This is a genomic window from Larkinella terrae (genome assembly GCF_009668025.1).
In the GTDB taxonomy this organism is placed as follows: domain Bacteria; phylum Bacteroidota; class Bacteroidia; order Cytophagales; family Spirosomataceae; genus Larkinella; species Larkinella terrae.
In genome coordinates this window covers 1,236,558-1,263,109 of sequence record NZ_WJXZ01000014.1, presented here as the reverse complement: position 1 = coordinate 1,263,109, position 26,552 = coordinate 1,236,558, and the positions used below count along the sequence as shown (strand labels likewise).

General features: G+C 53.0%; 24 protein-coding genes. 7 read left to right on the top strand and 17 right to left on the bottom strand.

All coding sequences use genetic code 11. From position 1 onward, the window contains the following. Positions 1-4: 4 nt before the first annotated feature. On the bottom strand, positions 5-532 hold the full coding sequence (gene arfB, locus GJJ30_RS26840) for an alternative ribosome rescue aminoacyl-tRNA hydrolase ArfB (RefSeq protein ID WP_310588396.1): 528 nt from the start codon (positions 530-532) through the stop codon (positions 5-7). A 104-nt stretch (positions 533-636) separates the two neighbouring features. On the opposite strand from arfB, the gene GJJ30_RS26835 reads away from it, so the two are divergent. From GJJ30_RS26835 to GJJ30_RS26825, 3 genes are read left to right on the top strand one after another with little or no spacing between them, the layout of a single operon-like run. After that, positions 637-1,131: a hypothetical protein gene (locus GJJ30_RS26835; protein WP_154178236.1), complete on the top strand. Its 495-nt coding sequence runs from the start codon at positions 637-639 to the stop codon at positions 1,129-1,131. A gap of 28 nt (positions 1,132-1,159) precedes the next feature. Next, entirely contained in the window at positions 1,160-1,495 is a 336-nt protein-coding gene (locus GJJ30_RS26830; protein WP_154178235.1) for a hypothetical protein, read from the top strand. A gap of 1 nt (position 1,496) precedes the next feature. Next, a complete protein-coding gene (locus tag GJJ30_RS26825; RefSeq protein ID WP_154178234.1) occupies positions 1,497-1,841 on the top strand; it encodes a hypothetical protein in 345 nt (114 codons plus the stop codon). Positions 1,842-1,848: 7 nt separating this feature from the next. On the opposite strand, the gene GJJ30_RS26820 is transcribed toward GJJ30_RS26825, so the two are convergent. The 9 genes from GJJ30_RS26820 to GJJ30_RS26775 all read right to left on the bottom strand — a co-directional run bounded on the left by GJJ30_RS26820 (position 1,849) and on the right by GJJ30_RS26775 (position 11,202). Then, a complete protein-coding gene (locus tag GJJ30_RS26820; protein WP_154178233.1) occupies positions 1,849-2,793 on the bottom strand; it encodes a bifunctional helix-turn-helix transcriptional regulator/GNAT family N-acetyltransferase in 945 nt (314 codons plus the stop codon). 221 nt (positions 2,794-3,014) lie between these two features. Continuing rightward, the gene (locus GJJ30_RS26810; protein ID WP_154178232.1) at positions 3,015-4,199 is read right to left on the bottom strand and encodes an FG-GAP repeat domain-containing protein; all 1,185 of its coding nucleotides are present in this window, start codon (positions 4,197-4,199) and stop codon (positions 3,015-3,017) included. Positions 4,200-4,256: 57 nt separating this feature from the next. Next, on the bottom strand, positions 4,257-5,132 hold the full coding sequence (locus GJJ30_RS26805; protein WP_154178231.1) for an MBL fold metallo-hydrolase: 876 nt from the start codon (positions 5,130-5,132) through the stop codon (positions 4,257-4,259). 16 nt (positions 5,133-5,148) lie between these two features. Then, positions 5,149-6,174, bottom strand: a complete 1,026-nt coding sequence (locus GJJ30_RS26800; RefSeq protein ID WP_154178230.1) for a methionine synthase — start codon at positions 6,172-6,174, stop codon at positions 5,149-5,151. Next, entirely contained in the window at positions 6,141-7,112 is a 972-nt protein-coding gene (locus GJJ30_RS26795) for a phosphotriesterase family protein (protein ID WP_310588395.1), read from the bottom strand. Before GJJ30_RS26795 ends, GJJ30_RS26800 begins: the two co-directional genes overlap by 34 nt. Positions 7,113-7,269: 157 nt before the next feature. Next, positions 7,270-8,616, bottom strand: a complete 1,347-nt coding sequence (locus GJJ30_RS26790) for an FAD-dependent oxidoreductase (RefSeq protein WP_154178229.1) — start codon at positions 8,614-8,616, stop codon at positions 7,270-7,272. Between the two features lie 3 nt (positions 8,617-8,619). After that, positions 8,620-9,411, bottom strand: a complete 792-nt coding sequence (locus GJJ30_RS26785) for a sugar isomerase domain-containing protein (RefSeq protein WP_154178228.1) — start codon at positions 9,409-9,411, stop codon at positions 8,620-8,622. A 9-nt stretch (positions 9,412-9,420) separates the two neighbouring features. Further along, the gene (locus GJJ30_RS26780) at positions 9,421-10,311 is read right to left on the bottom strand and encodes an ROK family protein (protein WP_154178227.1); all 891 of its coding nucleotides are present in this window, start codon (positions 10,309-10,311) and stop codon (positions 9,421-9,423) included. Between the two features lie 99 nt (positions 10,312-10,410). After that, complete coding sequence (locus GJJ30_RS26775) at positions 10,411-11,202, bottom strand: SDR family NAD(P)-dependent oxidoreductase (protein ID WP_154178226.1); 792 nt, start codon at positions 11,200-11,202, stop codon at positions 10,411-10,413. Between the two features lie 130 nt (positions 11,203-11,332). Here GJJ30_RS26775 and GJJ30_RS26770 point away from each other — a divergent pair, with 130 nt between their 5' ends. Then, positions 11,333-12,064 (top strand): GntR family transcriptional regulator, encoded by a 732-nt coding sequence (locus tag GJJ30_RS26770; protein ID WP_154178225.1) that lies wholly within the window; start codon positions 11,333-11,335, stop codon positions 12,062-12,064. A gap of 2 nt (positions 12,065-12,066) precedes the next feature. Here GJJ30_RS26770 and GJJ30_RS26765 read toward each other — a convergent pair whose 3' ends face one another. Next, positions 12,067-13,722 (bottom strand): sensor histidine kinase, encoded by a 1,656-nt coding sequence (locus tag GJJ30_RS26765; protein ID WP_154178224.1) that lies wholly within the window; start codon positions 13,720-13,722, stop codon positions 12,067-12,069. Positions 13,723-13,749: 27 nt separating this feature from the next. Next, positions 13,750-14,943 (bottom strand): Gfo/Idh/MocA family protein, encoded by a 1,194-nt coding sequence (locus GJJ30_RS26760; protein ID WP_154178223.1) that lies wholly within the window; start codon positions 14,941-14,943, stop codon positions 13,750-13,752. A 284-nt stretch (positions 14,944-15,227) separates the two neighbouring features. Between GJJ30_RS26760 and GJJ30_RS26755 the strand changes: the two genes are divergently transcribed. The 3 genes from GJJ30_RS26755 (at position 15,228) to GJJ30_RS26745 (ending at position 18,578) form a co-directional block, all read left to right on the top strand. Then, the gene (locus GJJ30_RS26755; RefSeq protein WP_154178222.1) at positions 15,228-15,593 is read left to right on the top strand and encodes a DUF8478 family putative metalloprotein; all 366 of its coding nucleotides are present in this window, start codon (positions 15,228-15,230) and stop codon (positions 15,591-15,593) included. Positions 15,594-15,719: 126 nt separating this feature from the next. Further along, positions 15,720-18,014, top strand: coding sequence for a TonB-dependent receptor (locus GJJ30_RS26750; protein WP_154178221.1), 2,295 nt, complete (start codon positions 15,720-15,722; stop codon positions 18,012-18,014). 252 nt (positions 18,015-18,266) lie between these two features. Further along, complete coding sequence (locus tag GJJ30_RS26745; protein ID WP_154178220.1) at positions 18,267-18,578, top strand: isoamylase early set domain-containing protein; 312 nt, start codon at positions 18,267-18,269, stop codon at positions 18,576-18,578. Positions 18,579-18,688: 110 nt separating this feature from the next. On the opposite strand, the gene GJJ30_RS26740 is transcribed toward GJJ30_RS26745, so the two are convergent. The 5 genes from GJJ30_RS26740 to GJJ30_RS26720 form a co-directional block, all read right to left on the bottom strand. Then, positions 18,689-19,624, bottom strand: coding sequence for a hydroxypyruvate isomerase family protein (locus GJJ30_RS26740; protein ID WP_310588423.1), 936 nt, complete (start codon positions 19,622-19,624; stop codon positions 18,689-18,691). An 18-nt stretch (positions 19,625-19,642) separates the two neighbouring features. Further along, entirely contained in the window at positions 19,643-22,750 is a 3,108-nt protein-coding gene (locus GJJ30_RS26735; protein WP_154178218.1) for a PVC-type heme-binding CxxCH protein, read from the bottom strand. Positions 22,751-22,892: 142 nt separating this feature from the next. Continuing rightward, entirely contained in the window at positions 22,893-23,888 is a 996-nt protein-coding gene (locus GJJ30_RS26730) for an FAD:protein FMN transferase (RefSeq protein ID WP_154178217.1), read from the bottom strand. Positions 23,889-23,900: 12 nt separating this feature from the next. Then, positions 23,901-25,031, bottom strand: a complete 1,131-nt coding sequence (locus GJJ30_RS26725) for a hypothetical protein (protein ID WP_154178216.1) — start codon at positions 25,029-25,031, stop codon at positions 23,901-23,903. A gap of 129 nt (positions 25,032-25,160) precedes the next feature. Beyond that, positions 25,161-26,543 carry an FAD-dependent oxidoreductase gene (locus GJJ30_RS26720; RefSeq protein ID WP_154178215.1) on the bottom strand — a complete coding sequence of 461 codons (1,383 nt, stop codon included), beginning with the start codon at positions 26,541-26,543 and terminating at the stop codon, positions 25,161-25,163. Between the last annotated feature and the right edge of the window lie 9 nt (positions 26,544-26,552).

The following is a 26,552-nucleotide window of genomic DNA, read 5'->3' as shown; positions in this document are numbered from 1 at the left end:
TTTTTTAGTCAAAATCGACCTTTTTCCGTCGTTCTTTCACTTCGCCCCTTTTTCTCTTTTCAGCTAGTTTTTCCTCGCGCGACGCTTTCGTTGGGCGGGTAGCTTTCCGGGGCTTGGCTTTTTCGAAGGCTTTTTGAATGAGCTGGTAGAATTTCTCGGTTACTTTATCGCGGTTGGCGAGTTGCGTCCGCTCGGTTTGGTGATACAAGACCAGCACCCCTTCGGTCGTGACTTTATTGATCAGTTTTTCGAGCAAAACCGCCTTTTCTTCCGCTGTTAAAACCGCTGAGTTGGGAATATCGAAATAGAGTTCGGCCTTGGTCGCAACTTTGTTGACGTTCTGACCGCCTTTCCCGCCACTGCGGGCAAACTGGAATTGTATTTCGGGGTAAAGCTGCGTTGGGTCCATCCGTCGTTTAGCTAAAAACATCGCAAAGGTACGAACAATACGGCGGATCATGCGTTCAATTCCGTACCCGAAAATCAACCGGATCAGCACAATGGCACACCACGAAAAATCGATACGATGCAATGGGTGGACAGCGGCAGGCGCTGAATCAACTGATTGACATCTTACCGAACTTCAATATGGCGATGGCCAAATAATTTTCAGAAAACCATAACCAACAACGCTAAATGGCAAATCAACAGGCAATTAACCTGATCAGTTCGACGATGGACACCTTCAATGGGGATACCACGTCTATTTCGACCACCGACGGTATTTCACTCATCGACCACTGGCTGACGGCCCTCCGAAGCGGAGACTCGGATGAAAATCTAAATCCCATTGCCCACACCCTCAGCGAGTTAAAAATGCAATTGCAGGAAAATAATCCGAATGGCGGGCAAATAAAAGTCATCCTCAATGAACTGGCTGATCAGACTCAAAAAGTTGCCGGATCGGCTGATGACAAGTCAAAATTACAACTCCATGACCTGTCGGAAACCCTTCGCGACTTCGGCCGAACCGTCAATGGAGAAGGCGGTTCGCTGGAAGAGAAACACGGGCGGGCGCAGATTTTTACCCAAACCGGTACGGGAAGTGCTGCGGGCAACCCCGGATTTAACCCGGCCATTTCGGAAAAAATGGATAGTGCCGACGAAAAAACCGGTCAGAGCGGCCGGTAGATTTAGTTAGGTATTAAACAGATTTGATATGACAGAGCAATCATTCACCGATCTTATTCAAACAACAGCCTCGGCCCTGAATGACGGCGGAATCACCAGCATTGTGCCGGTCGACGGCCCGGTTTTGATCAATCAGTGGCTGGAAAAACTCGATCGTTCGCCCGCGAACCAGCAGGTGGTTACGTCACTGGAGGAACTGAAAAGTCAGTTGGAAAGCGAAGAGCCCGATACGGTCACGGTCAAGGCTATTTTACTCGATATGTCGGAACAATTAAGCGTGCTGGCGTCCAACGCTGATTCGGATTTCCGCGTACCGCTTCGTAATTTGGCCAACGCAATTCAGACCCTAGCTACTTCCTTATAACATGGCCACAATCGCAAATACAACCAACCTGCTGGACGATACCATTGAAATTCTGAGCAATGATCAGAATAAAGTTCCGGGCGACGATAGCGTAAACCTGATTCAGCAATGGATTGGTATTCTGAATCAGGCCGAAAACACCCGCCCGCTGGGGAACAAATTGACCGAACTAAGCGAAACATTATCAAAAGAATCGCCCGATACGGCAACGATTCAGCGGCTTTTGAACGAAATTGCCGACGCCACCGAGGAGTTCAGCTCCGAAGTTGGCCCCGAGGGCGAGATGCCTACCCAGTTGGAAGGGCTTTCGGCTGCGTTACGCAACCTGGGCGTTCAGCTTTCGTAGACCGGCTTTACAGATCCATCTGCATTTTGATGTTCGACCGCTGGTAGGGCGACGGGCTGGACTCCACCTTGTAGAATCCCACTTTTTTGTATAGCTCGAGCGCGGGGGTCAGGCGGGTGTTCGATTCGAGGTACACCTGCCTGGCTCCCATCTGCCGGGCCATTTCCACGGCGTGAATGCACAGTTTCTTGCCGATCTGTTTCCCCTGCGCTTCCGGTGAAACCGCCATTTTGACAAGCTCATAAACCCCTTCACTTTGTTTCAACAGGGCGCAGGTTCCGACAATTTCGTGGTTGTAGCGGGCAAAAAAAACGCGTCCGCCCTTGTCGATAATGTATCCTTCGGGATTGCTCAGCGCCCGAATATCCGGTTCTTCCACTTTAAAATACTTCTCGATCCAGGCCAGATTCAGTTGTTTGAACTGCTCCCGGTAAGCCGGATCAAAATCGATGATTTCAACTTCGTCGAGCTGTTTCATCTTGAAATAGGTTTTGAAACGACTCAGGTAATGCTCTTCCGCCAGCGTTTCTTCCATTTCTTCCATCGCAAAAATGAGGTTATGGCGCTGTTTATTAATGAGTTTGGTATTTAGCTCGTTGATAGCCTGCCAGATTTTCTCCAGTTCCGGTAGCAATTCCCGGCCTTTGTCGCTCAAAGACAGCAACCGTTTCCGACTATCTTTCCCCGATTTTTCCGAACGGATTAAACCGGCCAGTTCCAGTTCCTTCGCGAGTTGAATAATAGCCGGATGCGAAAAACCCAGCTCATCCGCGATTTCGGTGACGCTCAGGGGCGGTTTTCGGGAAAGCAGGTAAAAGAGCGTAAACCACTTCGGATCAAAGTCGATCCCAAACGATTCATAAACCGCTGATGCCTGCTTCGATATTAAATCACTGAGCCGTCTCAGGCGGCTTCCAAAAGCCAATGGGCCGAGTTGCGCCATCAAATCCATATCTTTAACAGTTTACGTTTTAAATTACGTAATTAATTACACAAATATTGAAACGGATTTTTAAATTAGCAAATTTTAAGGGGATAGGAACCGAATTAATTAGTCCTGAACTGGGATTACGCGGATTAAAAGATTAAGAGGATATAAAAGGTTGCACTAGCCAATCCCAGTTAACCTTTTAATCTGCGTAATCCCAGTTCAGGACCGACTGATCCGCGTCCTCATCTCAAATTCCAGTAAATCAACACGTTCAGCGTCGCCCGGCCGGAAGCGATCAGGTCCAGATCGCCGTCACCGTCCAGATCGGCGGCTTGCAAATCCTCGGTTGCCATCATCACGCTATCGTCGAGCGATTGCTCTTTCCAGGTTTGCAGGGTTTTGTCAGGCACAAAAAGCCGCACGCCCACTTTCTTTTCGGCATTCGGGTTTCGCCAGCCGACGGCAATCTGGTCGTAACCAAGTTTCAGGAAATCTCCGCAAGCGAGCGCGTGGCCCTGGTTCAGTTGCTCACTCAGCGTTTGCTGAACGCCGTACATCAGCTTGTTTGGCGCATCCGCAATCGGACCGTTTTTGTAGACGACCAGTTTGTTACCGTGCATCGGTTCAACAGCTGCGACAAAAGGTACTTTCCCGCCCTGAAAACCACGACGTACCTCTCCCATGCCGTTTCCGGCTCCAATCCAGCGGTCAATCGGCGTCCATTTCCCGTTCCGAAAAGCCAGATTTTTGCCACCTTCCTTGCTGCCAATCAGCAACTGGGTTTCGGCACCATCTTCCCAAATTTCAAAATTATGGGTCATGTGCATCGTCGAATCGACCAGTTGCATCGACCACGGATTGCGCGGATCTTTCGGTTTTTCGTACCCAAAAATTTTCACACCCTTACCTTCCCCGTTTTTGTTACCCAAACCGTGTAACGGCACGACAATAAGTTGATAGCGGTTTGGGGCAATCCGCGCCCAGCGCATCCGGTGCGTGGTGATTTCGTGGTGAAGCCGAACGGATTCCCACTTCTGCGTGGGATCATTGGGGCGAATCAGGTAAAAAACCGCCCCGGATTTCGTCGTATCGTTTGTTTCGGAAGGGTTCCAGCCCGCGCCGACGGCCACTTCCACTTTGCCGTCACCGTCGATGTCGCGGGCGGCAATGCAAACGTTGTCCTGCGGGGTCAGGTCCTGCGCCATGACGTGCCGCTGCCAGGCATCGCCCGGTTTTCCCGGATTCCGGTACCAGACAATGGCTTTCTGATCCGCCATTAGAATATCCGGTTTTTTGTCCCCGTCGACATCACCAATGGCCAAACCGTAGCCAATCGCGATCTGATTATCGACAACCTGAAGTTTAAAATTGGGATTTTGAGCGTAGAGCGGCCCAAAAAGCAGAAAAAAAGCGGCTATTTTTTTCATACGGAAGAAAGGATGGGTTCGGAACAGGACCTTTCTTCAATATTCGGCATTCGCCATTCAATTTTCAACAGTTCCTCCCAAATCCTTTTTACCGCTCCAGCGCTCGCCTAACTGAAGCACCTGGTAAGGCGTCTGATACTGCTTGGCTTCGCGAACAAAGTTGGCAGGGTCTTCGGTATTGAACTCAAACAGGTGGTAATGGTGCGGAATCACCAGCCCCGCACCAATTTCTTTCCCCAGCCGAGCGGCTTCTTCCGGGTTGAGGTTCCCGGCCACGCGTCGTTCGGGTTTATTTCCGTTGATCGGCAAAAAGGCAATGTCAATGTTAAACGGTTTCAGAATTTCCACCATGCCGTCGTACCAGAGCGTATCGCCACTGTGATAGAGCGTCCACGGCCCGGCCTGCACCACAAATCCCATAAATTTACACCGACCGTGATCGTCGCGTTCGAGAGCGTTGTGAGCCGCCGGAACGCCGTGAAACGTGAATCCGGCGACTTGAGCGATTTCGCCGTCGGTCAGACCAACCGGAAAAACCGCATCGCGTTTCACCCGATCGCCCACAAAAAACCGGTTGGCTTCGGGAATCACGAACTGCACGTTCGGGCTGGCGATGAACAGCGGAATTAAAGTTTCGGCGTCCAGGTGGTCGGTATGATTGTGGCTCGACGTTACCACATCGATCATCGTCAGGAGCGCCGGATCGATAACCCGCTCCGACATCCGAACGTGCGGCTTGTCGGTGTTCGCGTATTTAATCGAAAGAGAATCAGACAGGTAGGGATCAAATAGCAAAAACCGCTTCTGCCATTGAACCAAAAAACCGCTCTGCCCCAACCACCAGACGTGAAGCTGGTCGGGCCGGGAACGAGCGGTTTCCAGGTCCGCCAGAAATGTTTCGTCTTTTTGAAATGCCGGAATTAATTCCTTCATAAAACGGATGTCTTTCTCAGTTTCCCCTTACTTTCTTCGCTCCGGCCACCATGTTGACCAGCTTCTGACGAGCGGCCCAGCGAGCGGTCTGGCTCAAACCGCAATCGGGTGCTACGGCCAGTTTCTCGGCGGGAATGTATTTCAGGCACGTTTCGATCCGTTCCACGACATCTTTAACGGTTTCGATGTAATAGTTTTTCACATCGATAATACCGACGGCCACATCCATTTTCTGAGCAAATTCCGCAATCAATTCAATTTCGTCGAACTCCCGGTTAGCCATTTCAACGTGCACCTCATCGACCGACAGATCGAGAAAATCCGGCAGCATCGGGTGAATTTTCCGGTACCCGACCGGGCGGCCTTTGAAATTTCCGAAACAAAGGTGCGTGGACAACCGGCATTTCCCGACCACCGGCGCCACCGTCCGGTTGAAAATATCGACAAACCGCTTCGTGTCTTCCTTGTAGGCATAACACGACATTGAGGGCTCGTCGACGGTAATTTCGGTGCAGCCAGCCGCCACCAAATCCTCTAGTTCTTTCCGCACAATTGGCAGCAACGCTTCCGTGATGTCGTACCGATCCTGGTAGCGGTCGTTGGGCAACATCCGGCCACTTAGGGTATACGGCCCCGGAACCGATGCTTTCAGCGTCGGACCCGCCGGAGCCAGCCGTTTCAGCCGCTCGTATTCGCTGACGACGCCCAAGCCTTTCGGAGCCGTCAATTCCTCCACAATTGAATGTTTGCCGCGCTGATCGTGCGCGGGCGGGCCGAATTTGCGCGTCTCGGAATGATTGGGTTTCAGCCCTTTGATGTAGCCGTAAAACGACAGGTTGAAGTCCAGCCGGGTTTGTTCACCGTCGGTAATGACATCCAGACCGGCCGTCGTCTGATCGTGAATAGCGGCAATGACAGCGTCGTTGATCATCTCCTCAATGTCGGCCGCACCGAATTTGTCGAGGTTCTGGGACGCAAATTCCAGCCAGCCGGGGAACGGGTAACTGCCTATGACGGTCGTGCGGATGGGGTTCGGTTGCATGTATAAAGTCGTTTTGGGGTATCAATGAATAACTTTTGAAAATAATCCGCTAAATCCAGTCGCCGGAGATCGTCGCAAAAAGTGGTCAGCAGCCACGTCAAACCCGGTTTTCCGCCGTATGATTGCCAATACGTATTCCGGGCCGCGTCCATGCCCACGGTAATCTGATCCGGGAAATCGGGTAACAGCGCCTGCAGGAGCCGGTAGGTTCCATTGGGCTCGCCCGCTTTCCAGCGAAAACCGCTGTCGTATTCGACCCGAACGCCGGTTTGCAAAACCGCCCGGTGGTAGTCAACGTCCTGATTCCGATCAACGTGCGAAATCACAACGTGCTGCAAATTGACTCCCAACCGGTCGAACAATTCGGCCTGTTCCAGCGCAAACCGCCCTTCGTTGGTGTGCGTCAGAATCGGAATTCCCGTGGCCCGATGTGCGTTTACTACTGCCCGAAAAACCGTTTCCTGATGGCTGGTGAACGCTTCGTCGCCCGTCGCCAGCTTGATCAACCCGGCCCGGTGCGAAGTGCGCTCGACAACCGGTCCGCCGTAATCGTATCGGTCGATTCCTTCCTCAATATCAGCGATAAACAGCCGCGTCAACTGGTCTTCGGAATACCGAAACCGCCAATGGTCGGGCGGGTAATATTTTTCCAGGTGAATGCCCGTCGGTGCCAGAATCTGAATACCGGTTTTCCGCGAAACCTCCGCCAGTTTCAGCACGTTCCGACCGCAATTGGCGGGCATGGTATCCACCATCGTCCGGCCACCCGCGTCGTACACCCGCTGCAATTCCTCCGATATTTTGGCCACGTCGTTCAGCAGAAAATCCGGGTTGCTGCGCGTCGGAAAGCTATCTTCGATCACAATATGCTCGTGCGCATACGTGATTCCGATTTGGTCCGGGTCAATATCTCCGAGAATTGTTCTGACGAAGCTCACTAGACTATGATTACGGTGATTGACTGCCTATGATTACAGTGATTATACGGTTGTTGATGATAAAAATGATTTGATCAAATGAATTTGATTTCTCATTGCATCATGGCAAAAAATCATTTTTATCATAACCAATCCCTCCAGAATAAAAATCATTTTATCATTGCCAATCATCGTAATCATAGTCCTTTGACGGTACTTCCAAAACCGCCCCAATTCGACACAAACTATCCTGCAATGCTTTCGTATCCAACTGATTGGCTGGTTCATCCTGTACCAGCGATTGAACAGCCGCCAAGCCCGCAGCCTGCCCCATCGACATGGTCTGGGCCATCGACCGACAGGAAGCGTGGGCATCGTGGGTCGCCGAAAAACACCGCCCGACGACCCAAACCGACTGACTTCCTTTCGGGACAATCGTGCCGTAAGGAACGCCGTACACCCCTGCGCCCGGAATGTATTCCCAATGCGTTTCGTCTTCGCCGTTCAGGCCCTGGCGATGATCTTCAATCGGCGCTCCGCAGAGAAAAATTCGGTCCGTCGGCAACTTGCCCGACAGGCATTCGTCTTTGGTCAACCGATGCTCGCCATAGACGCGCCGGGTTTCGCGAACGCCAATCTGGTGCGAAAGCCCAATGATATTCGACTGGGCAAAACCGGGGACCGCATCCCGAAAAAACTCCTCGTAGACAAACGCCTGCCGACGGCCTTCCACCTCGGCTTGGGTCAGTTCATCGGCCTTCAAAGCCGATAGCCCGCTGACTTTTACGGCCACTGTCGAAATACAACCTTTTGCGTTCATTCGGTGGGCCGAACCTTCCTTGCGGGGCAACGCGTGCGTTCCGGTTTCGACGGCAGTCCGCATTTTCCCGGCCAGCATTTTCTTGCCGCCTTCGCGTTCATACCATTCCAGATCGACGTTGCTCATCCTAAAGGTCGTGGTCAGGCTTTGGGCGGGTTCGTGTTCTCCGGCGGTTTCGTACGCCAAACCGGCCAGATGGCAGAAATCGGCATCACCCGAGGCATCGATGACCCGCCGGGCGACGACCTTGCCAAAACCGCCTTTGTTCCAGAAAATACCGATAAACCGCTCCCCTTCCTGCCCGACATCGACCAGCGAGGTGTGCAACAAATACCGAATACTGCTTTGCAAAATCAACTGATCCCACACCCGTTTCAACCGTTCCGGGTTATAGTTGACGCCCGTTCCGGCACCATAGGTGTTGGGACGCAGAAAAATATCACCGGTTTTATGCAGTTCATTCACCACGCGATCGGGCCAGCCGCCGACGACCTTCCGTGGGCTGGAACCTGGCGTGAAAAAACCGTAAAACGTATCAAGCATCTGGGTGGAAGTGCCACCGGGAAAACCGTATCGCTCGACCAGCATCACCGAAAACCGCTTTTCAGCGGCAGCCGACAAAGCCGCCACGCAGCCCGCCGACCCAGCCCCGATGACCAGAATGTCGGTTTCTGCGATGAGCGGTAGGTGTAGATGGTTCAGCATCACCTACCCACGGACAAGAGTCGATTTCCCAACCTGGGCATACAGTTTCGCCAGCCGGTGAGCGTGTTCGTCGTAGGCGGCTTCGAACAGTTCCGTAGCGCGTTCGGAGCCCGCAACGACGCCCGCTGTCAGGACTTTGGGCGGATGACCGGCTTCGGTGAGCAGTCGGGCCAGTTCGGCTTTGATGCTGTTGATAATCAGGGCTCCACCTACCGTACTACCCGGCGCGACCGGCGTGTCAAGGCCCGGAACCGACACCATCGCGTCGCCAACGGGTGCGCCCGTATCCAGAATCAAATCGGCAAAATCGCTCAGTTTCAAACCGTCCTGGCGTTTGCTCGTACTCCGGTCCGAATGTTCTTTCGTGATCAAAGCGACCACCTTTACGCCCCGTTTCTGAAACTCCTCAGCCATTTCGATGGGTACGACGTTGCAGCCGCTCGACGAAATGACCAGCGCCGTGTCCTGCTCCGAAAGGTCGTAGTTACGCAGAATTCGCTCGGCCAATCCGGAGACATTTTCCAGAAACATCGCCTGACGTTGTCCGTTGGCCCCGACCACCAGATTGTGAAAGGTCAGCGACAGTTCGACAATCGGGTTGAAACCGGGAAACGAACCGTAGCGCGGCCACATTTCCTCGACCATAATCCGGCTGTGGCCCGATCCGAAAACGTGAACCATCCGGCCCGCCAGAATCGTATCGGCAAACCATTGGGCGGCCTGTTGCAATTGCGTGGTCTGCCGTTCAACCGTGTCAATCAGTTGGCGACACTTTTCTAAATAGCTATCTATCATAGGATTACATTAATACATCTCATTCCCAACAAAACCGGCGGCACCAATGGCCCCGGCCCAATCCTCAAAATGGGCCTTCCGAATAGCGGTTTTCTTACCCGCCGGACGCCATTCAAACACCTCCAGATAGGCTTCCAGCGGCCCGAATAAGGCATCGCCAGCCTGCATAATGCCGCCACCCAACACCACGACTTCCGGCGAAAAAGCATTGGCAAAACCCGCAATCGTCACGGCCAGTTGCCGAACCGACGTCAGCCAGACCAGCGTGGCCAGCGGTTCGTTTTTCCGGTAGGCATCGACCAGTTCCTGCGTGGTTTGATACCGCCCGTACGACCGCCGAACCACCGTTGCATTGCCGATGGCATCTTCCAGATTACCCGGCATATTCGTGATTCCCAGTTGGTTATTGCCCGCATCGACCGTCACATGGCCCAAATGACCCGCCATCTGGTAATAGCCCTGGTACAGATTTCCATCGATCAGCAATCCTCCGCCAACGCCCGTGCCGAGCGTCAGCATCAGCGCATTTCGGATATCTTTGGCGGCTCCGTAGCGGGCTTCGGCCATCAGAGCGGCATGCGCATCGTTCAAAACCCGAACCGGTGTGCCCAGAAAATCCGACCAGACAAAACCTTCCAGCCCCGGCAGTCGGCCCGGCATGCAGGCTATGGCGTCGTTGGCGGGCGTTGGCAAACCCGGCGCCGACAAACCAACCCGCAACACCGATTCTCCGGCTGCGGTTTTCAACTGCTGGAACGTGTCGGCAACTGCCTGTTTCCATTGCCCGCCTTCACCGTCATTGGTCGAACAGACGACCCGGTGCAAAACCGCTCCGGTTTCGGTTTCGATCAGGACGCCTTTGATCCGGGTGCCACCAATGTCGATGCCAATTGCGTTCATTTTTTTAACGGTTTTCTGTTTACGGTTTTTGTTTTACAATGGCTGACGCATTCAAAAAAACGCGTCAGCCATTGTAAACCAAAAACCGTAAACCGTTCCCTAATACTGCCCTTCACTCACCGACCAGCCACCGTCAACCGACAGGATTTGACCCGTGGTAAACCGGGAATAATCAGACATAAAATACACTGCGGCTCCGTCCAGGTCACTTGACTGACCAATCCGACCGCCATCCAGACGTTGCTTGGTGGCGATAAAATTCAGGATGGTTTCGTCGTTCGCGGCCCGTTGCGCCATCGGCGTTTCCACCAAACCGGGCGCTAAAACATTGATCCGAATGTCATTGTGTGCGTAATAAGCGGCAATCGATTTCGTAAAACCGATGATGGCCGCTTTGGTGGCCGCGTAGGCATGGGTCGCAAAATACTTCGGAGAGGGCGAAAAACCCAGCACCGAACCCATGTTCAGGATCGTTCCGCCCGAGTTCTGATCCAGAAACGCATGCACAGCGGCCTGGTTCGACAGCATCAGCGACGTCAGGTTCAGCTCAAATGTTTTATTCCAGCCTTCCAGCGTCAGATTGTGCAACGGGCCGTCGCCAAACCGCCGACCGCTGCCACCCGCCACGTGGTAGAGTCCGTCGAAACCGCCAAACTCGCCCTGGCAAATGGCAATGGCCGAAACCGCCGTGGCCGGATCGGTAGCGTCGCCGTTCAGCGCAATGCCAAAACCGCCCAGCTGCGCTTCGGCCGCTTTGCAACTTTCCTCATTCCGGCCAACCACCACCACCCGCGCACCCTGCGCGACAAACGCATGAGCCGCCGACAAACCCAGGCCGGTCGTGCCGCCAACGATGACAATTCGCTTATTGGCCAACCAAAGTTGATCCATTTTATAAAAAAAGTAGAATGAAATAGAGGTAACGAAGGTATAAAGGCAATTTCAGTATTCCTATAACTTATTATAATAAGTTTCAGATCGGACAGATTTTCGTATACTTGCCCACCAACCTCTATTCCCTATGAACGATCGGCCTACCCGCATCCCGCAGTATCAGTATTTGTATGAATCACTCCGCCAGCAAATTATCCGTGGCGATTTTAAATCGGGCGACTTGTTACCGTCCGAAAAAGACCTTCAGAATCAGTTTCGGCTAACCCAACCCACGATTCGGCAGGCGCTGGGGCTTCTGGTTCAGGACGGTTACATCCGGAAACACCAGGGAAAAGGCAGCATCGTTCAGCCCCTACCGATCGGTTTGGGCGTGATGTCGATAGTCGGGCGGCTGGCCAATACCGCCAATGCGACGCGGGCAGAGCGGATGACGACCACCATTCTGACCAAACCCCGGCTGCATCCGTACCCGGAAGATTTTCTGTTCAACCCGACTGAAGACGACAGCAAAGTCGGTTTTTATTACCTGGAGCGACTGCGCGCGATGGAGGACGAACCGGTTTTTTACGAAAAAGTCGTTTTGCCAAACCGCTATTTGCCCGGTTTTTCCCGCCAGCGGCTCGAAAACCGCTCGCTGTTCGATTTGCTGCGCACCAAATACGGATTGCTGGTGAAAGGCGGAGAACAGAAAGTGCTGGCCGTCACGGCCGACGGGGAGCTGTCGAAGCAGTTACATGTACCCATTGGTAGCCCGTTGTTGCGGCTCGATAAACGGCTCGACACGAACCGCCCCGATTTCAGTTTCTATTCTTCCCTGTACGCCAAAACCGATAGTTACATTCTGCACGGCCGATTTTGACATCAGCCGGGAATGACGATGGTGAACGTGGCGCCCTGGTTCGGAATGCCGCTCGCTGAGATGATACCGCCGTGATTCTCAACGATTTTCCGGCAAATCGCCAGCCCGATTCCGGTGCCTTCAAATTCTTTTTTGGCGTGCAGCCGCTGGAAAATCGCGAAGATTTTGTTGGCGTACCGGTTGTCGAACCCAATTCCGTTGTCGGCAATTTTCAGTTCCAGGTAACGTCGGGCGGGCGTCAGGCCGGGCTGAGCGATTTCCGCCGGCTGTAAAAACCGGTGCGTGATCCGGACAACGGGCGGGTTTTCTTTCCGGGCAAATTTAAAGGCATTGGTCAATAAATTCAGGAAAAGCTGGCGGAATTGCGAAGCCACAACCATTACCTCCGGCAATTGGTCGGATTGAATATCGGCGTTCACCTGCTCAATCTGGTGTTCGAGGGCCTGCAGAACTTCTTCCAGCAGCCGTTGCAGACTGTGTTTGCCGAACGTCTGGTCGGACGAAATCAGCGAAACCGACAGGACATCACCGATCATTTCGTGCATTCGCTGGGCCGCGTCGATGATTTTTGACAAATAAAGCTGCCCTTCCTCGTCCATTTTGGTGCCCTGATTCTGCAACAGTCGGTCGCCGAAAGCCGTTATTTTCCGCAGCGGTTCTTTCAGATCGTGGCTGGCGATGTAGGCAAACTCCTGCAAACTGGCGTTCGATTGTTCCAGTTGCCGTTTTTTATCCTGAGCCTGATGTTCCGCGTCCACCTGATCCGTAATGTCCAGCGAAATGTTCAGAATATGCTCCACCTTTCCTTCGCTGTTGCGGTCGAAAACCGTACCGTACGTTTGGAACCACCGGTAGTTTCCGTTCTGGTGGCGAATCCGATATCTAAATTCCGACACCTGCACCTCGTCGGCACCCATCGGCAGCCGATTTACCTTTTCCAGCGCCCGGGCATTTTCGTCCATCAATTTGACCAGATCGTCGGGATGGATCAGGTTCATCAAAAAACCGATGCCTTCGTCCAGGACCCGCTCCGGTGAAAAACCGAGCAGAACTTCAAACCCCTGACTAATAAATAAATACTTCCCCGTATGGGCGTTGAAAGTGGCAATGATGGCCGGGGCCGTATCCGTTATTTTTTCAGTGAAATGCAGTTGCTGGTTCAAATGCTCGTTCAACACGCTGATGTACTGCGCAATCATGCGGTTTTGCAATTCGAGCACATACCGGTCGATTTCCCGGACCACCTGAATAATAACCTGCGGATCAGCCGAATAGCGCGTTAAAAAAGAAGTCAGAGCCTGTTTCCGAACGTAGCTGACTGCTCCGATATCGTTCGTCGCGATCTGGTTCCGGCCGATATTGGGCAGTTGGTCCTGCGACCAGCGATTGACGGTCGCAACGATGTTTTCAACCGCCCGGTTTTTCACAAAAGCCGTCAGCAGGTGCGCCGTGGTTTTCTTCGAAAGTTCCAGCAGTTGGTCTTCCGGCATGGACTCAAAAAAGGCCAGCATCGGAAGGTTGACTTCCCGGAACAGGCGAATAAACTCGGCTGCCAACTCCTCCAGATGGTGATCCAGGAGGAATTGGGCGTAACCGGGCAAATAAATCAGGGTTAGCTCGCCGGAATCGGTGTCCGGGCTGTTGGAAGTTGCCGACAAGGTAGTGGCTTTTAAATTCTTGGTTGCCTACGTTAAATCGCGCTCCAGAATCCGTCCGGTTTCTTTGTCTTTCAGAATCACCTTATGGCGACCGTCGTGCGTCACCTCTTCCTTGATCAGGTAGAAGTTTTCGTCGTACTCCACCAGTGTCGATTCCTGCGTCAACCCTTCGCGGCCCCGCCAGACCGGCAAATGAACCGGTTCCCACTGCCTGGTTTCAGCCGAACGATAGGCCGCATCCAGCACCGCATTGACCACGTAACCGTCGTAAAACGTTTCGGCGGGTTCGCGCCCCTGATCGGCCGCGTTGAACATATCCGTAAACATGTGGTTGTAACCCAGATCGTTCACTTCATCGCCAACCGGAAAAAGCCAGCCGGTCGTGCTTTCAGCTTTCTCGGCGACGTAATCGGCGCCTTTTCCGGTCGTAAACATCTCAAAACCGGTGCGCAGGAAGTTGTTGATCCAGATCGTGCCTTCGGTTCCCATCACCTCGTCGCGCAAATCCATGCCGCCCCGGAACGTCCAGCTCACTTCGAACTGCCCGATGGCGCCGTTCTCGTATTTCACGAGCGCAATGGCGTGATCTTCCGCGTCGATGGGTTTCACCTGCGTGGCCGCCCAGCACATCACTTCGACCGGTTTTACATCTTTTCCGATAAAATTTCGGGAAATCTCGACGCAATGGCACCCGAGGTCGAGCATACAGCCACCACCGGCCTGCTCCTTGTCCCAGAACCAGTCACTGTGGGGCCCCGGATGGGTTTCGCGCGATTTCGCCCACAGAATCCGGCCCAGGGCTCCACTTTTAACGCTTTCCAGGGCTTTCAGGAATTTGGGGGTGTAGCAGAGGTCTTCCAGGTAACCGGCAAAAATTCCGGCTTCTTCCACGGCCTTCATCATCCGCAGGGCTTCTTCGCCATTGCGCCCCAGCGGTTTGGTGCTCACCACCGCTTTCTTGTGTTTGGCACAGAGCATGACCGCAGCCTCGTGGATGTTGTTGGGCAGCGCAATGCAAACCATGTCAACGTCCGGATGAGCAATCACCTCTTCCATATTCGTTCCCCAGATGGAACAGCCGTAGTCGGCGGCAAATTTTTTGGCACTTTCTTCCCGGCGGGCGTAGATAGCCACCACACGGTCGCGGCCCCGTTGACCGTGAATGGATTCAGCGTAGAACCGGCCAATGAAGCCGGAACCCAGCATCGCAATTTTTCGCATAAAAGGAAAGGGATGAAATGGAAAATGGAAATGATGAATTAGGAATGATGAACGATGAGTTTCTAAAACTGATGACTATAATTTAGTTTCATTCATCGTTCATCATTCCTAATTCATCATTTCTTTCTCACCAAATATAGTCTCTTGAACCGTTTTCCAAGGTAAAAGGTTGAAATATCGAGTCAATAAATTAAATAATCGGCAAAATTTAGACTTGTCTAAATTTATGTTCTATCTTTGCTAAAATGGTTACTAAACCATTTCTCAACTTGTTATAAGGGGTCATGCACTGGTTACCGGTTTATCGACGAAAAATTGCCCGCGTCCTGCTGATTTTATTCAGCTTGATGATGGTCAATTCGGTCGTTTTCCGGCACGCTCACCGGCTCGCCAGCGGGCGGATTATCGTCCACGCGCACCCTTTCAAACCCATTGGCGACAGCCCGTACCAGCCCAACACGCACTCCTACGGCGAGTTGTTCTGGCTCGAGAACTTTACCAACGCCCTCTACGACGGCCTGGTCCCGTTTGTGTTTACCTGCGCGGTTCTGGCGATACCGGTTTTACCGTATTTCCTGGCTCTTTATCAGCGCATTAGCACCCACTTCTTCCCTTTCTTCTCCCATCGGGGTCCGCCGGTTGTCGGATAATTTCTTCCTGATCACTACCTGTTTACTACCCGGTTGTCATTGGCGCTGATGCGTTGTGGTGCAAAATCCATGCGTCATCGCGTTTGCGCGACAACGGGTCCCTCCTACTTTCTATCCAACACAACCATGCAAAAAACGGTATACTTATCGGTTCTGATTTTTCTATGCAGTGCCCTTTCTATAAATGCCCAATCGACCGCCACAATTGTGGGAAAAGTTTTAGCCAAACAAAAACCGCTGGAACTCACGACTGTCGCGTTAAAGGGAACGCGTTTCGGCACGCTGAGCGACAGCGCGGGCGTATTTAAGCTCACCGGCATTCCGGCGGGACGCTACCAACTGGTGGTTTCGCAGGTTGGTTTCGACACGTATCAGAGAACCGTCAACCTGGCGGCTGGCCAGACTTTTACCCAGAACATCGACCTGCACGAAGCCGCCAACACGCTGGGTGAGGTAGTGGTGACGGGAACGATGAAGGAAGTTTCGAAGCTGGAAAGTCCGGTTCCGGTGGAAATTTACACCCCAAAATTCTTCCAGAAAAACCCCACGCCCAACATCTACGACGCTCTTCAAACCATCAACGGCGTGCGTCCGCAGCTGAACTGCAACGTTTGCAATACCGGCGATATCCACATCAACGGCCTTGAAGGCCCCTACACGATGGTACTGCTCGACGGCATGCCGATTGTGAGTTCATTATCAACTGTTTACGGCTTATCCGGCATTCCGAATTCACTGGTCGAGCGGGTCGAGGTGGTGAAAGGACCGGCTTCGACTCTGTACGGCTCAGAAGCTGTTGCCGGTTTGATCAATATTATTACGAAAAATCCCCTGAAAGCGCCTACCGTGACAGCGGACGTTTTCGGAACCAGCTGGCAGGAATACAATGCGGATCTGGGCGTGAAATTCCGGGCGGGGAGCGCCAATTCGCTGGTTGGCCTGAACTATTACAATTATCAGAAACCCATCGATAAAAACAACGACGGTTTTACGGATGTGACGCTGCAGCACCGGATTTCGCTTTTTAACAAGTGGCAGTTTCAGCGGAAAGAAAACCGCCAGGCCAGCATCGCGGGGCGGTATTTTTACGAAGATCGCTGGGGCGGGCAAACCAACTGGACACCGCAGTTTCGCGGAACCGACAGCCTCTATGCGGAGAGTATTTACACCAAACGCCTGGAGCTGATCGGCTCCTACCAGTTACCGACCACGGAAAACATTACGCTCCAGTCGTCGTTCAACAGCCACCACCAGAACTCGTATTACGGCACGACGGCTTTCATTGCAACGCAGCGGATTTTCTTTGCGCAACTGCTTTGGACCAAGGATTTCAACAGTCACTTTAGTTTGCTGGTCGGAACGCCGTTTCGTTACACGTTTTACGACGACAGCACACCGGCCACGCAATCAAACGATGCGGTTCCGGTTAACCAGCCCGACCGAACCGTGCTGCCCGGCATTTTTGCCCAGCCGGAGTTTACGTTCAATGATCAGCACAAACTGTTAATTGGCTTGAGGTACGACTACAATTCGCGGCACGGCAACATCCTGACGCCCCGATTTTCGTACAAATGGGCGCCCAACAAAGACAACGTGGTGCGGCTGAATGCCGGAACCGGTTACCGGGTTGTCAACCTTTTTACCGAAGACCACGCGGCCCTGACGGGTGCCAGGCAGGTGGTGGTGAAGGACGAGCTGAAACCCGAACGGAGCTGGAATGTGAATCTCAATTATACGCGCCAGATCGTTTTCGGCAGCGGTTTTCTGGGCATCGACGCGTCGCTGTTTTACACCTATTTCACCAACCGGATTATTGCCGATTACGATACCGACCCCAACAAAATCTTTTTTGACAACCTGAAAGGTCACTCGACTTCCAAAGGGTTCAGTGTCAATCTGGACGCCAATTTCAGCTTCCCGCTGAAAGCCAATGTCGGTTTTACGGTCATGGATGTTTATAAAGTGGAAACCGGGGCCGACGGTCGGGACGTCCGGACCCGCCAGTTGCTGACCGAACGCGTGACAGGTACCTGGACCATCTCGTATGATTTCGGACGCGGTTTTTCGGCTGACTACACGGGGAATCTGTACGGCCCGATGCGGCTGCCCCGGCTGAGTTCCGACGATCCGCGCGCGCCGTATTCGCCCACCTGGAGCATTCAGAATATCCAGTTGACCAAGAAGTTTGATAACGGTTTTGAGATTTACGGCGGGGTCAAAAATCTGCTGAACTTTACGCCCCCCGCCAACAGCATCGCCCGGGCTAACGATCCGTTCGACAAGCGCGTCATTTTTGACCGAACCGGGCAGGTGGTGGCTACGCCCGACAATCCGTACCGGCTTACGTTCGACCCCAATTATGTCTTTGCGCCCAACCAGGGAATCCGCGGTTTTCTGGGCGTTCGGTATACGGTACGATAATAACCAAGGGAGCATGCAACGGTTGTCCGGCAACGGCTGTCCATTATTCCGGTGGCAGGCATTACCCGCTTAAACATTTCATTATTCAAAGCGGTTTAATTGCAAAAGTCAGTTTTTGTACTTTGGTTTTTAAATTATTGCACCGAAGAATTGAACAATTGCAAGAATAGTCGGTTTTAATACTTTGATAACCATTATATTACTAATTTTTCCATATAAATTTGCAACCGTAAACCAAACAAACTACTCCATATGGCACTTGCAAAACAATATGTAAAAAGCAAGCCTACAATTTGCAAAGTAACGTTTACGCTCCCTGCTGACGCCGTTAACGGTGCTACAGCGGTTGCTCTGGTTGGTGATTTTAACGGCTGGGATCCTTCGGCTACTGCTCTGAAGAAACAAAAAGACGGTTCTTATAAAACGACGGTTGAACTACCGGTAGGTCAGGAAAGTCAATTCCGGTACCTGATCGATGGCGAAACCTGGCTGAACGATCAGGAAGCTGATAAGTATGTAACCAGTGGCGTTTCGGCGGACGAAAATTCGGTGGTTGTCCTGTAACCGGTTTTCCAAGAAACTGCAAAAAAGCTCTACAAAAAAGGAAGCCCGACCAGTTGGCCGGGCTTTTCGCGTACCTATGGATCGCCGGGTGGTTCTTGGGTACTTAACCGTTAGACTGCGAAGCTATCGGACTCGACGTAAGCTTTGATCAGCGCAATTTCGCCTTCTTTACCCGGCTGCGAATTCCCGTGTTCCATGCCCCAGATGAACTCTTTGTTTTCGGCTTTGGCTTTTTCGTAACAGTGCTTGAAAATGTTCTTGTAATTGATTTCGCCCGTTGTTGGCTCCTTCCGGCCCGGATTGTCGCCAATCTGGAAATAACCGATTTCGCTCCAGCACCAGTCGATGTGCGGAATCACGTGGCCTTCGTTTTTCTGCATATGGTACACATCGAACAGAATTTTACAGGCCGGGCTGTTCACCGCGCGGCAGATTTCGTAGGTCTGGTCCGACGTCCGTAAAAACAGGTTGGGCGTATCGCTCAGCGGTTCCAGCACCATCGTCAAGCCGTGCGGAGCCAGAATATCCGCGCCCCGGCGCAAGGCGTCGATGACGTGGCCGGTCTGGATACCGATGGGCAGATTGCGCTGAAAATCACCGGGAACCACCGTCATCACCTTCGTATTCACACGCTTGGCGACATCCACCGCCCGCTTGCAACCGTTCAGAAAAATGTCGACGTAATCTTTATTCCCAGCCGCGAGGGTGTTTTGTCCGTTCCCGCCTTTATCGACCACAAAAACGCCCATTTTCATGTTCAGGCGCGCCATTTCCTTCGCAATTTTTTCCTGTTCCTCAACCGGTCGGCCCATCATCCCGTTGTCCTCGATTGCCTGAAAACCGTTGTCGGCCATGAACTTCAGCTGGTCGATCAGGTCTTTTCCGGCGCTGTTGGTAAACATGCCGAAGTGGGGCGCATACAGCAGTTTGAACTGGTTTTTAGCCACTGTTCGGGGTTGTGCAGACTCGTTTCCGGCCACGGCCTTACCAGCCAAAGCGGCACCGGCAAGACCTAACGTTGATTTAACAAAATCGCGACGTTGAATCATAAGTAGGGAAGGTTTCTATTTTCTTTTTAAACTTGACAAGTAATCCACTAAATCCACCAATTCCTGCGTCGACATGTTTTCCTGCAAACCGGAAGGCATCATCGATGCATCCATCTGCTTCATGGAAGCCACATCGCTCATCTTGTAGTTCGTGACAACGCCACCCGGAAACTTCATCTGCAAATCGGTTTCCGTTTTGCTGGAAATGATGCCCGAAACCGTACTACCATCCTTGAGTTTCACCTCGAAGCCTTCGTACCCGAAGCTGATCCCGGCATCCGGATAAAGAATCGACAAATATTGGCCTTCTTTCGGCAATTTGCTACCGATTTCGGAGAGTTTCGGTCCAAAATCCATGCCTTCTCCGTTAATCTGGTGGCAAATCGAGCAGTTTGTTTTGAAAAGCGCCACGCCCCGGCTGGCATCGCCGGTCATGGCCAGCAGGTCGGGAATGGCCGGTAATTTCTTGCCTTCGGCTCCTTTCGCACCGTCGAGGTAACTGGCCGCTTCCATCCGGACCTTTTTCCGCCAGGTGGTACTGACGCCCTGTACGGCTGCGGTTTTGTATTCCGGCTTGATCTTGCCTTCCCGCAACAGCGTCAGAATCACCATTTCGCCGTCGTTGCTGCCGCCAATGGCGCGGGTGGCTTCTTTCCGCAACAGACTCGGGCGGTTATCATCCAGGGCCACTTTTTGCAGCATGTCCAGCGATTCTTTGCTGCCCACCCAACGCAGGGCGGATATCATTCCGAGAGCCGCGTCCTGGTTGCTGCCGTCGACAATGTCCCAAACCATCTTACCCCCGCCCTGCTTCAGCAATTGCCGGGTAGCATCACGGCCCATCAGATCATTCGGTTGTTTTTTGCTCAGTTCGAGCAGGCGCTGGTTTTCGGCAACGGGTTCATACCGCATCACCATTTCCATGTATTCGGGTTTGCCGTAGGTTTCGTCCAGCAATTTGGTCAAAGCCGCCATCGCTTCCGGCGTTTTCTTCACAAAATCCTGATCGAGGTGGCGCAGCGCCAGTTTCGTGATCTGAACGTCGTTCGGGTTGTTTTTCAGCAAAGTCAGCAGCGCATTCGATTTTTCGGTCAAACCGGGGTTGAAATCGAACGCCCGGAAATACCGCAGACGCCCCGTCAGATCGGTTTTTGAATCACCCGCCAGACTCGCCAGCAGCGGTACGGATTCTTTGGTCCGGGCCCGCCACACAATGTCTTTTCCGGCATCGGTCGCCGTCGGATTCGCCCCGGCCCGTTTCAGCCAGGCGCTGTAATACGAATCCCACTGGCCGTCGGCACCAATGCCCAGAGCTTCCAGGTACCAGCGGTCTTTGCCGTCGTGTTTGGCGGCCAGTTGCGCCCACAAATCCGGTGCTTCGGGTGATTTATTCCGACGCAGGGCAATGGCGCACTCCCGGCGCACCTGCGGATCAGTGTCGTTAATCAATTGCTTCACGTACGGAATCACATCGGTTTTCAGCTCGCGGGCCGCCCGTAAACCAGTGATCCTCAGATTCGGATTCGCATCTTTCAGGGCGGTTTCGATGTATTTCTTTCCATTGGATAACTTGCTCAATAGCCAGAGCGCGCGGGCTTTCATGCGCGGATCGGGAGACGTATTGTACAGCTTCGCCAGGTCTTTTTCTGCTTTTGCCCCCAGATCGTGCAGTTTGTTCCAGGCTGCCGACCGGATCGCCATGTTCGGGTTTTGCAACGCTTCAATGGCTCCGGCGTTGGTGGCCAGATCGACTTTCGGAATTTTATATGGCGTATTCGGCGGAGCGACGCGGTAGACCCGGCCCCGATTCAGGTCACCAGCCTGGTGACCACCCACACCGGGATCGTACCAGTCGGAAATAATCAGCGAACCGTCGGGGGCCACGCAGACATCCGAAGGCCGGAACCACTGATCACGGGCGCCTTCCAGAAGCGGCACAATCGTCGCTTTGTAACCCGCGCCGTCGTTCGTTACGGGATACGACCGAACGATATTCGGGCCCGCGTCGCAGTGAATGATCTGGCCCTGAAATACTTGCGGCAACAATTTTCCTTCGTAAAGAATAATACCGGTTGGCGAACCCGCACCGGTTTGCAGCAGATTCGGAACCACGCCGGGGTCGTTCAGGTGCCAGTGCTGCAGCGGAATGGTGGGTTCCAGATTGGTCCGGTTGACGCGCCAGCCCGCGCCGGTCATTTCGTCGGTATAACCGTAGTTGCCGTACTCCATCACGTAGTTGATCCGGACGCCCTTGTTGCCATCATCGTCGTTGTCCGACTGCCACATGGTTCCGTATGAGTCCAGCGCGACTTCGTAGTTATTCCGGAAATTCTGGCCGAGCACTTCCATTTCGCTGCCGTCGGGATTACACCGAAAAACCATGCCCTGACGGTAGTTTTTCAGGTCGATTTCCTTGCCGGTATTGCGGTCAAAAATGGCTTTGCCGTCTTTGTCCCTGATTTGTTTGCCTTCGTTCCCGAAGTTGAAATACCACTTTCCATCCGGCCCGAACAGGAAAGAATGCAAACCGTGGTCGTGGTCGGCACCGCTGATTCCCGTAAATAAAATCTCTTTTTTATCGGCTTTGTCGTCGCCGTTTTCGTCCGTAAAAACGTACACGTTCGGGCTATCCGACACAATCACCTTGTTGCCCTGCACCCAGACGCCCAGCGGAGCAACCAGCTCCGGCCCCTGGTAAAAAACCTTGCTGACATCGGCTTTGCCGTCGCCATTGTTGTCTTCCAGAATCAGAATGCGATCGCCTTCGGGGCGGGTGGCGCTGCCGGTAATGTTGGCCCGGTAATTATAGGCTTCACACACCCAGACCCGGCCCCGCGCATCGACGTCGATGTTCGTCGGGTTACTCAGCATCGGTTCCGAAGCGAAGAGCGTAGCTTCCAGCCCCGGCGCCACATTCAGGCTACCTACCGCGTATTTCGGATCGTGTTTGTCATCATCCGAAAGTCCGGCAAATAGTCGGTCGAGGTACGCACGGGAAGCCTGATTGAGGTTGTCGTTTTGCCAGGCGCCGATGAGAACGCCCCCGACGATGAGTCCGGCGGTAGACAGGGCCAAAGCCCGGCGGGACATCCGGAATAGAGATGAGTAACGAGTTGAGTTCATAAACGACCCGTAAGGTTGAGGGGTTGGAATAAATCGTGTAAATGTAGTAATAAAACCCAAAAAACCGCTTAGCAGCAAGAGAAGTCAAACCGATCGAAAAACTCCTCATTCCGACCGGTTTTCCTGCATTTATTCTCCGTTTTTAATGGCTTAAGAACTCCCTGATTCCGGGAGTGGCAACGGTTTTCAGACTGTCCGACTCATCTTTGTAAACCAGGAAGGCATCCAGCTCGCGGTGGCTGGCCAGAAACCGCTGGCTTTCGTCCAGCCCCATGACGATAAAAGCCGTTGCAAAGGCGTCGGCGGTCATGGCATCCGGCGCAAAAACCGTAACGCTCAGCAGAGCGCCTTGTTGGGAGAAACCGACTTTCGGATTGATGATGTGGCCGAAGGTTTGTCCGTTTTGCCGGTACTGATTCCGGTAATTCCCCGAAGTCGCCATCGCCCGGTTGGCCATCCGAATCGTCGTCTGCAAGCCGCCGGGCTGTGTGGGGCTTTCAATGCCGACATTCCACCATTGCCCCGGGCTGCGTTCGCCCCGGCACCGGACCTCTCCGCCAACTTCCACCATGTAGCGGTTGATGCCTTTGGATTCCAGAAAAACCGCAATCACATCGACGGTGTAGCCCTGCGCCAGCGCGTTAAAATCCAGCCGAACGTTCTTTTTCAGCTTTCGAACCGAAACCGCATCGTATTTTATGTATTGGAAACCAACGTATTGCAATAAGGAATCGACATTGGGCAGCCAGAGTTCAAGCGACTTTTTCCCCTGTTCATACGCTTCGACCAGCGGTTTGACTGTCGGATCAAAAGCGCCATCAGTGGCCCGGTATACTTCTTCCGATTTTTTGAGAACCGGGTAAAAATACGGCAACCGAAACCGGTGAGACTCAGCGCGGTTGAACTCCGAAATCTCCGAATCGGGCCGGTAGGTCGACAGGCAACGGTCGATCGTCATCAGCAGTGAATCGACTGATTTTTTGAAGTTGCGCTGCCGCTCGTCCGGGTATTTAATGTGGTAAGTCGTCCCCTGCGTTTCGCCTTCCAGCGTCACCATCGGCACCTCCGCCCGTTGGGGAACCGCCGGTTTTTTACCTGCCAACCCCAACAGTACGATCAGCATGGTCAGTCCGTTCATGCGGTTTTGGGGCTATAACTGGTGTTTCGATTTGTAAGCATTGAGTTGCTCCACGACTTGTTTGTCGTCAATATTCGCACTTTTCAGGAAGGAAAACGCTTTTTGCGCGAGGAAATTATTTTCACTCCGGAGCAAACCGGCGATGATCCGCCCGGTTTCGGGGTCCGCAACTTTCTGCTGCTTGAAGAGGTCCAGAATATTACTCAGCAACTCGCCATTAGTCGATTTCAACTGAATGGCCAGGGCGGTTTTTACGGTTTTCGTTAGCTGGGGTGCATCTTTGAATTTCGTAACGATCAGATTCTTAAGCGTGTAATTGACCTGAGGGAATTTTTGAAACAGCAATTGCTGCAGCGAATCTGATTTCAATTCGGACGGACTCAGCGCATTGATGGCGCGTTCGGCCAGATTAAACCGGTTGTTGTCGATGAACGAAAGAACGGTATTTCGCAGAACCGGCGTCAGTTCGACCTGGCCCCGAATGTGGTTGAGCGCCCAGATTTTATCGCCAGAATCCGGGCTTTCCAGAATTTTCAACAGAAAACCGGGCGACAGGCGTTTCTCGGTTAGGCTGATCACTTCCTTCTGCGCCGAACCGTACACGAAATGCCACATTTTATAGGTCGTATACACCGCTCCGACGACCACGTAATCGAGCACGTTTTTCGAAGTAGCCGACGAAACCGCATCGAGTCCCGCTGCCGCCGGATCGGTTTTCGGCACCAGCTCTTCGTACGAAAAATTGGCCAGTGGCGAAAACGGATCGGCCAGCAGGTCATTCAGACGCGTGTATTCTTCCGGTTTAAACGGCTCGTGTTCGGTTTTGCTCAGGAACTCGCCTTCGGGCAGTTCAAATCCCAGATACCGCCCGGTGACGTTCCAGTACAGCACAATATCCAGCAAGCGGCATTTATTATCGAAGCAAACACTGGTTTTTATTTTCCGGAAATACGAAATCGGATAACCTTCCTTCGAGCGGATCTGAAACAGCGTATCGTTACCCGCATCGTCTTGAAACTGGCTTGCAAACGCCTGAACCGTATCGGGTTGCAGCAGAATCGTCTGCGCGTGGAAATAGCGAATCCGGTCACGACTCTGGAATGGCTTAGCCCCTAAATCCCCTAAAGGGGACTTGGATATCAAATCGATACGATGCCAAAAGTCCCCTTCAGGGGATTTAGGGGCCGCTTGTAAAAACCCCGAAAACAGGATCGCTACACTAAAAACCGCGTTGATTAAACCAATTCCGTGAATCCGTCGCATCCTGATGGGTTAGCCTTTTTGCGTCGAAACCGGCACAATTCCGCCGTGTTCTTCAATCAGTTTCCGGAGGTCTTTCATCGGGACATCGAGCGGGGTTTTGTTTTGCATACTCGCCAAAACCGCAGCAGCTCCGGCGGCCTGCCCCATGGCCATGCAGGAAGCCTGCACCCGAAGCGCCGAATTCGCCAGCCGGTCGCTGCTCACACACCGCCCGGCGACCAGGAAATTCCGGCTGTTTTTCGGAATCAGCGCCCGCAGCGGAACCGTCGGTACCACGCCTTCTTTCAAGTGGTCGGGAACCACGCCATTTTCGTCGTGCACATCGATCGGGTAATAGGAATACGACACCGAATCATCGAATATTTTTCCGGTCACGTAATCCTCGTGCGTAATCTTATAATGCCCGTCGATGCGGTAGGTTTCGCGCACGGCGGTTTCGTTCTGGACATCCGCCAGCCGGGTTTTTTCGCAACCGGGCAGCGTTCGCAAAAACCGCAGGGTTTGCAAAAGCGAAGAGCGTCCTTTCAGGTTGGCAACGGTATGGGTTTCGGAAGTCGTCGAATCGGCACCCAGCACGTGCTGGATGTTGTCGCCCGCGCTTTTTAACAGGCCGACAATGTTGTTCCGAAAATCGGATTTGACCAGTTCCCCTTTCGCGACAGCCTCGTCATACCGGCTTTTAATCACCTTTAAATCCAGCGATTTAAAGTCATAGCCTTCCAGTTTAAACATCAGCGTTCCGGGCTGCGTCGTTGCTTCCCGCAACAGATCAAAACCGGCGAGCGACGCAGTATAGGCGTTTCCCGTGCAATCGATCAGCTGGTTGCAGACAATCTGGGTGCTGGTTCCTTTTCCAACGGTTTGCACCATCCAGTTACCCTTTTGGAAAACCGCACTCGTCGGCGTTTCATAAAACCGTATCTGCACCCCCGCTTCGACGGCTTTTTCCTCGATCAGCATGGCGTATAACTGCCCGTTCAACCGGACCTGATGCCGGGGGTGGTTTTTGCCGTGGGGAATCGAAAAATCCGGCAGCGTATCGTCGTTTAACGCCACCGCTTCCTGAACCATTTCCCAGCCAATGCCGCCGATCACCTGTTTGCCCCAGGCGAAAAAAATACCGGGATATGCCACCCCGCCGGTGGTGGTGGTGCCGCCGAGCTGGCTGCCGTTTTCGACCAGGATTGTTTTGCGTCCGGCGCGGGCCGCCTGGATGGCCGCCACCACGCCCGCCGTGCCGCCCCCGATCACCAGAATGTCGGTTTTCAGGGTTTGCTTCGTGAGTTTATACGGATGGCTCAGCACCTCACCCTTCGACAAAACCGGTGCCGCTACGCCCAGCGACAACGCGCCCAGCGATGATAAAGCCGATCTTCTTTTTATTTTTTCCATGTTTTTCAG

Coding starts and splice junctions, on each gene's coding strand:
- GJJ30_RS26835 (WP_154178236.1), top strand. CDS start 637: ATGGCAAATCAACAGGCAATTAACCTGATCAGTTCGACGATGGACACC.
- GJJ30_RS26830 (WP_154178235.1), top strand. CDS start 1,160: ATGACAGAGCAATCATTCACCGATCTTATTCAAACAACAGCCTCGGCC.
- GJJ30_RS26825 (WP_154178234.1), top strand. CDS start 1,497: ATGGCCACAATCGCAAATACAACCAACCTGCTGGACGATACCATTGAA.
- GJJ30_RS26820 (WP_154178233.1), bottom strand. CDS start 2,793: ATGGATTTGATGGCGCAACTCGGCCCATTGGCTTTTGGAAGCCGCCTG.
- GJJ30_RS26810 (WP_154178232.1), bottom strand. CDS start 4,199: ATGAAAAAAATAGCCGCTTTTTTTCTGCTTTTTGGGCCGCTCTACGCT.
- GJJ30_RS26805 (WP_154178231.1), bottom strand. CDS start 5,132: ATGAAGGAATTAATTCCGGCATTTCAAAAAGACGAAACATTTCTGGCG.
- GJJ30_RS26800 (WP_154178230.1), bottom strand. CDS start 6,174: ATGCAACCGAACCCCATCCGCACGACCGTCATAGGCAGTTACCCGTTC.
- GJJ30_RS26790 (WP_154178229.1), bottom strand. CDS start 8,616: ATGCTGAACCATCTACACCTACCGCTCATCGCAGAAACCGACATTCTG.
- GJJ30_RS26785 (WP_154178228.1), bottom strand. CDS start 9,411: ATGATAGATAGCTATTTAGAAAAGTGTCGCCAACTGATTGACACGGTT.
- GJJ30_RS26780 (WP_154178227.1), bottom strand. CDS start 10,311: ATGAACGCAATTGGCATCGACATTGGTGGCACCCGGATCAAAGGCGTC.
- GJJ30_RS26775 (WP_154178226.1), bottom strand. CDS start 11,202: ATGGATCAACTTTGGTTGGCCAATAAGCGAATTGTCATCGTTGGCGGC.
- GJJ30_RS26770 (WP_154178225.1), top strand. CDS start 11,333: ATGAACGATCGGCCTACCCGCATCCCGCAGTATCAGTATTTGTATGAA.
- GJJ30_RS26760 (WP_154178223.1), bottom strand. CDS start 14,943: ATGCGAAAAATTGCGATGCTGGGTTCCGGCTTCATTGGCCGGTTCTAC.
- GJJ30_RS26755 (WP_154178222.1), top strand. CDS start 15,228: ATGCACTGGTTACCGGTTTATCGACGAAAAATTGCCCGCGTCCTGCTG.
- GJJ30_RS26750 (WP_154178221.1), top strand. CDS start 15,720: ATGCAAAAAACGGTATACTTATCGGTTCTGATTTTTCTATGCAGTGCC.
- GJJ30_RS26745 (WP_154178220.1), top strand. CDS start 18,267: ATGGCACTTGCAAAACAATATGTAAAAAGCAAGCCTACAATTTGCAAA.
- GJJ30_RS26735 (WP_154178218.1), bottom strand. CDS start 22,750: ATGAACTCAACTCGTTACTCATCTCTATTCCGGATGTCCCGCCGGGCT.
- GJJ30_RS26730 (WP_154178217.1), bottom strand. CDS start 23,888: ATGAACGGACTGACCATGCTGATCGTACTGTTGGGGTTGGCAGGTAAA.
- GJJ30_RS26720 (WP_154178215.1), bottom strand. CDS start 26,543: ATGGAAAAAATAAAAAGAAGATCGGCTTTATCATCGCTGGGCGCGTTG.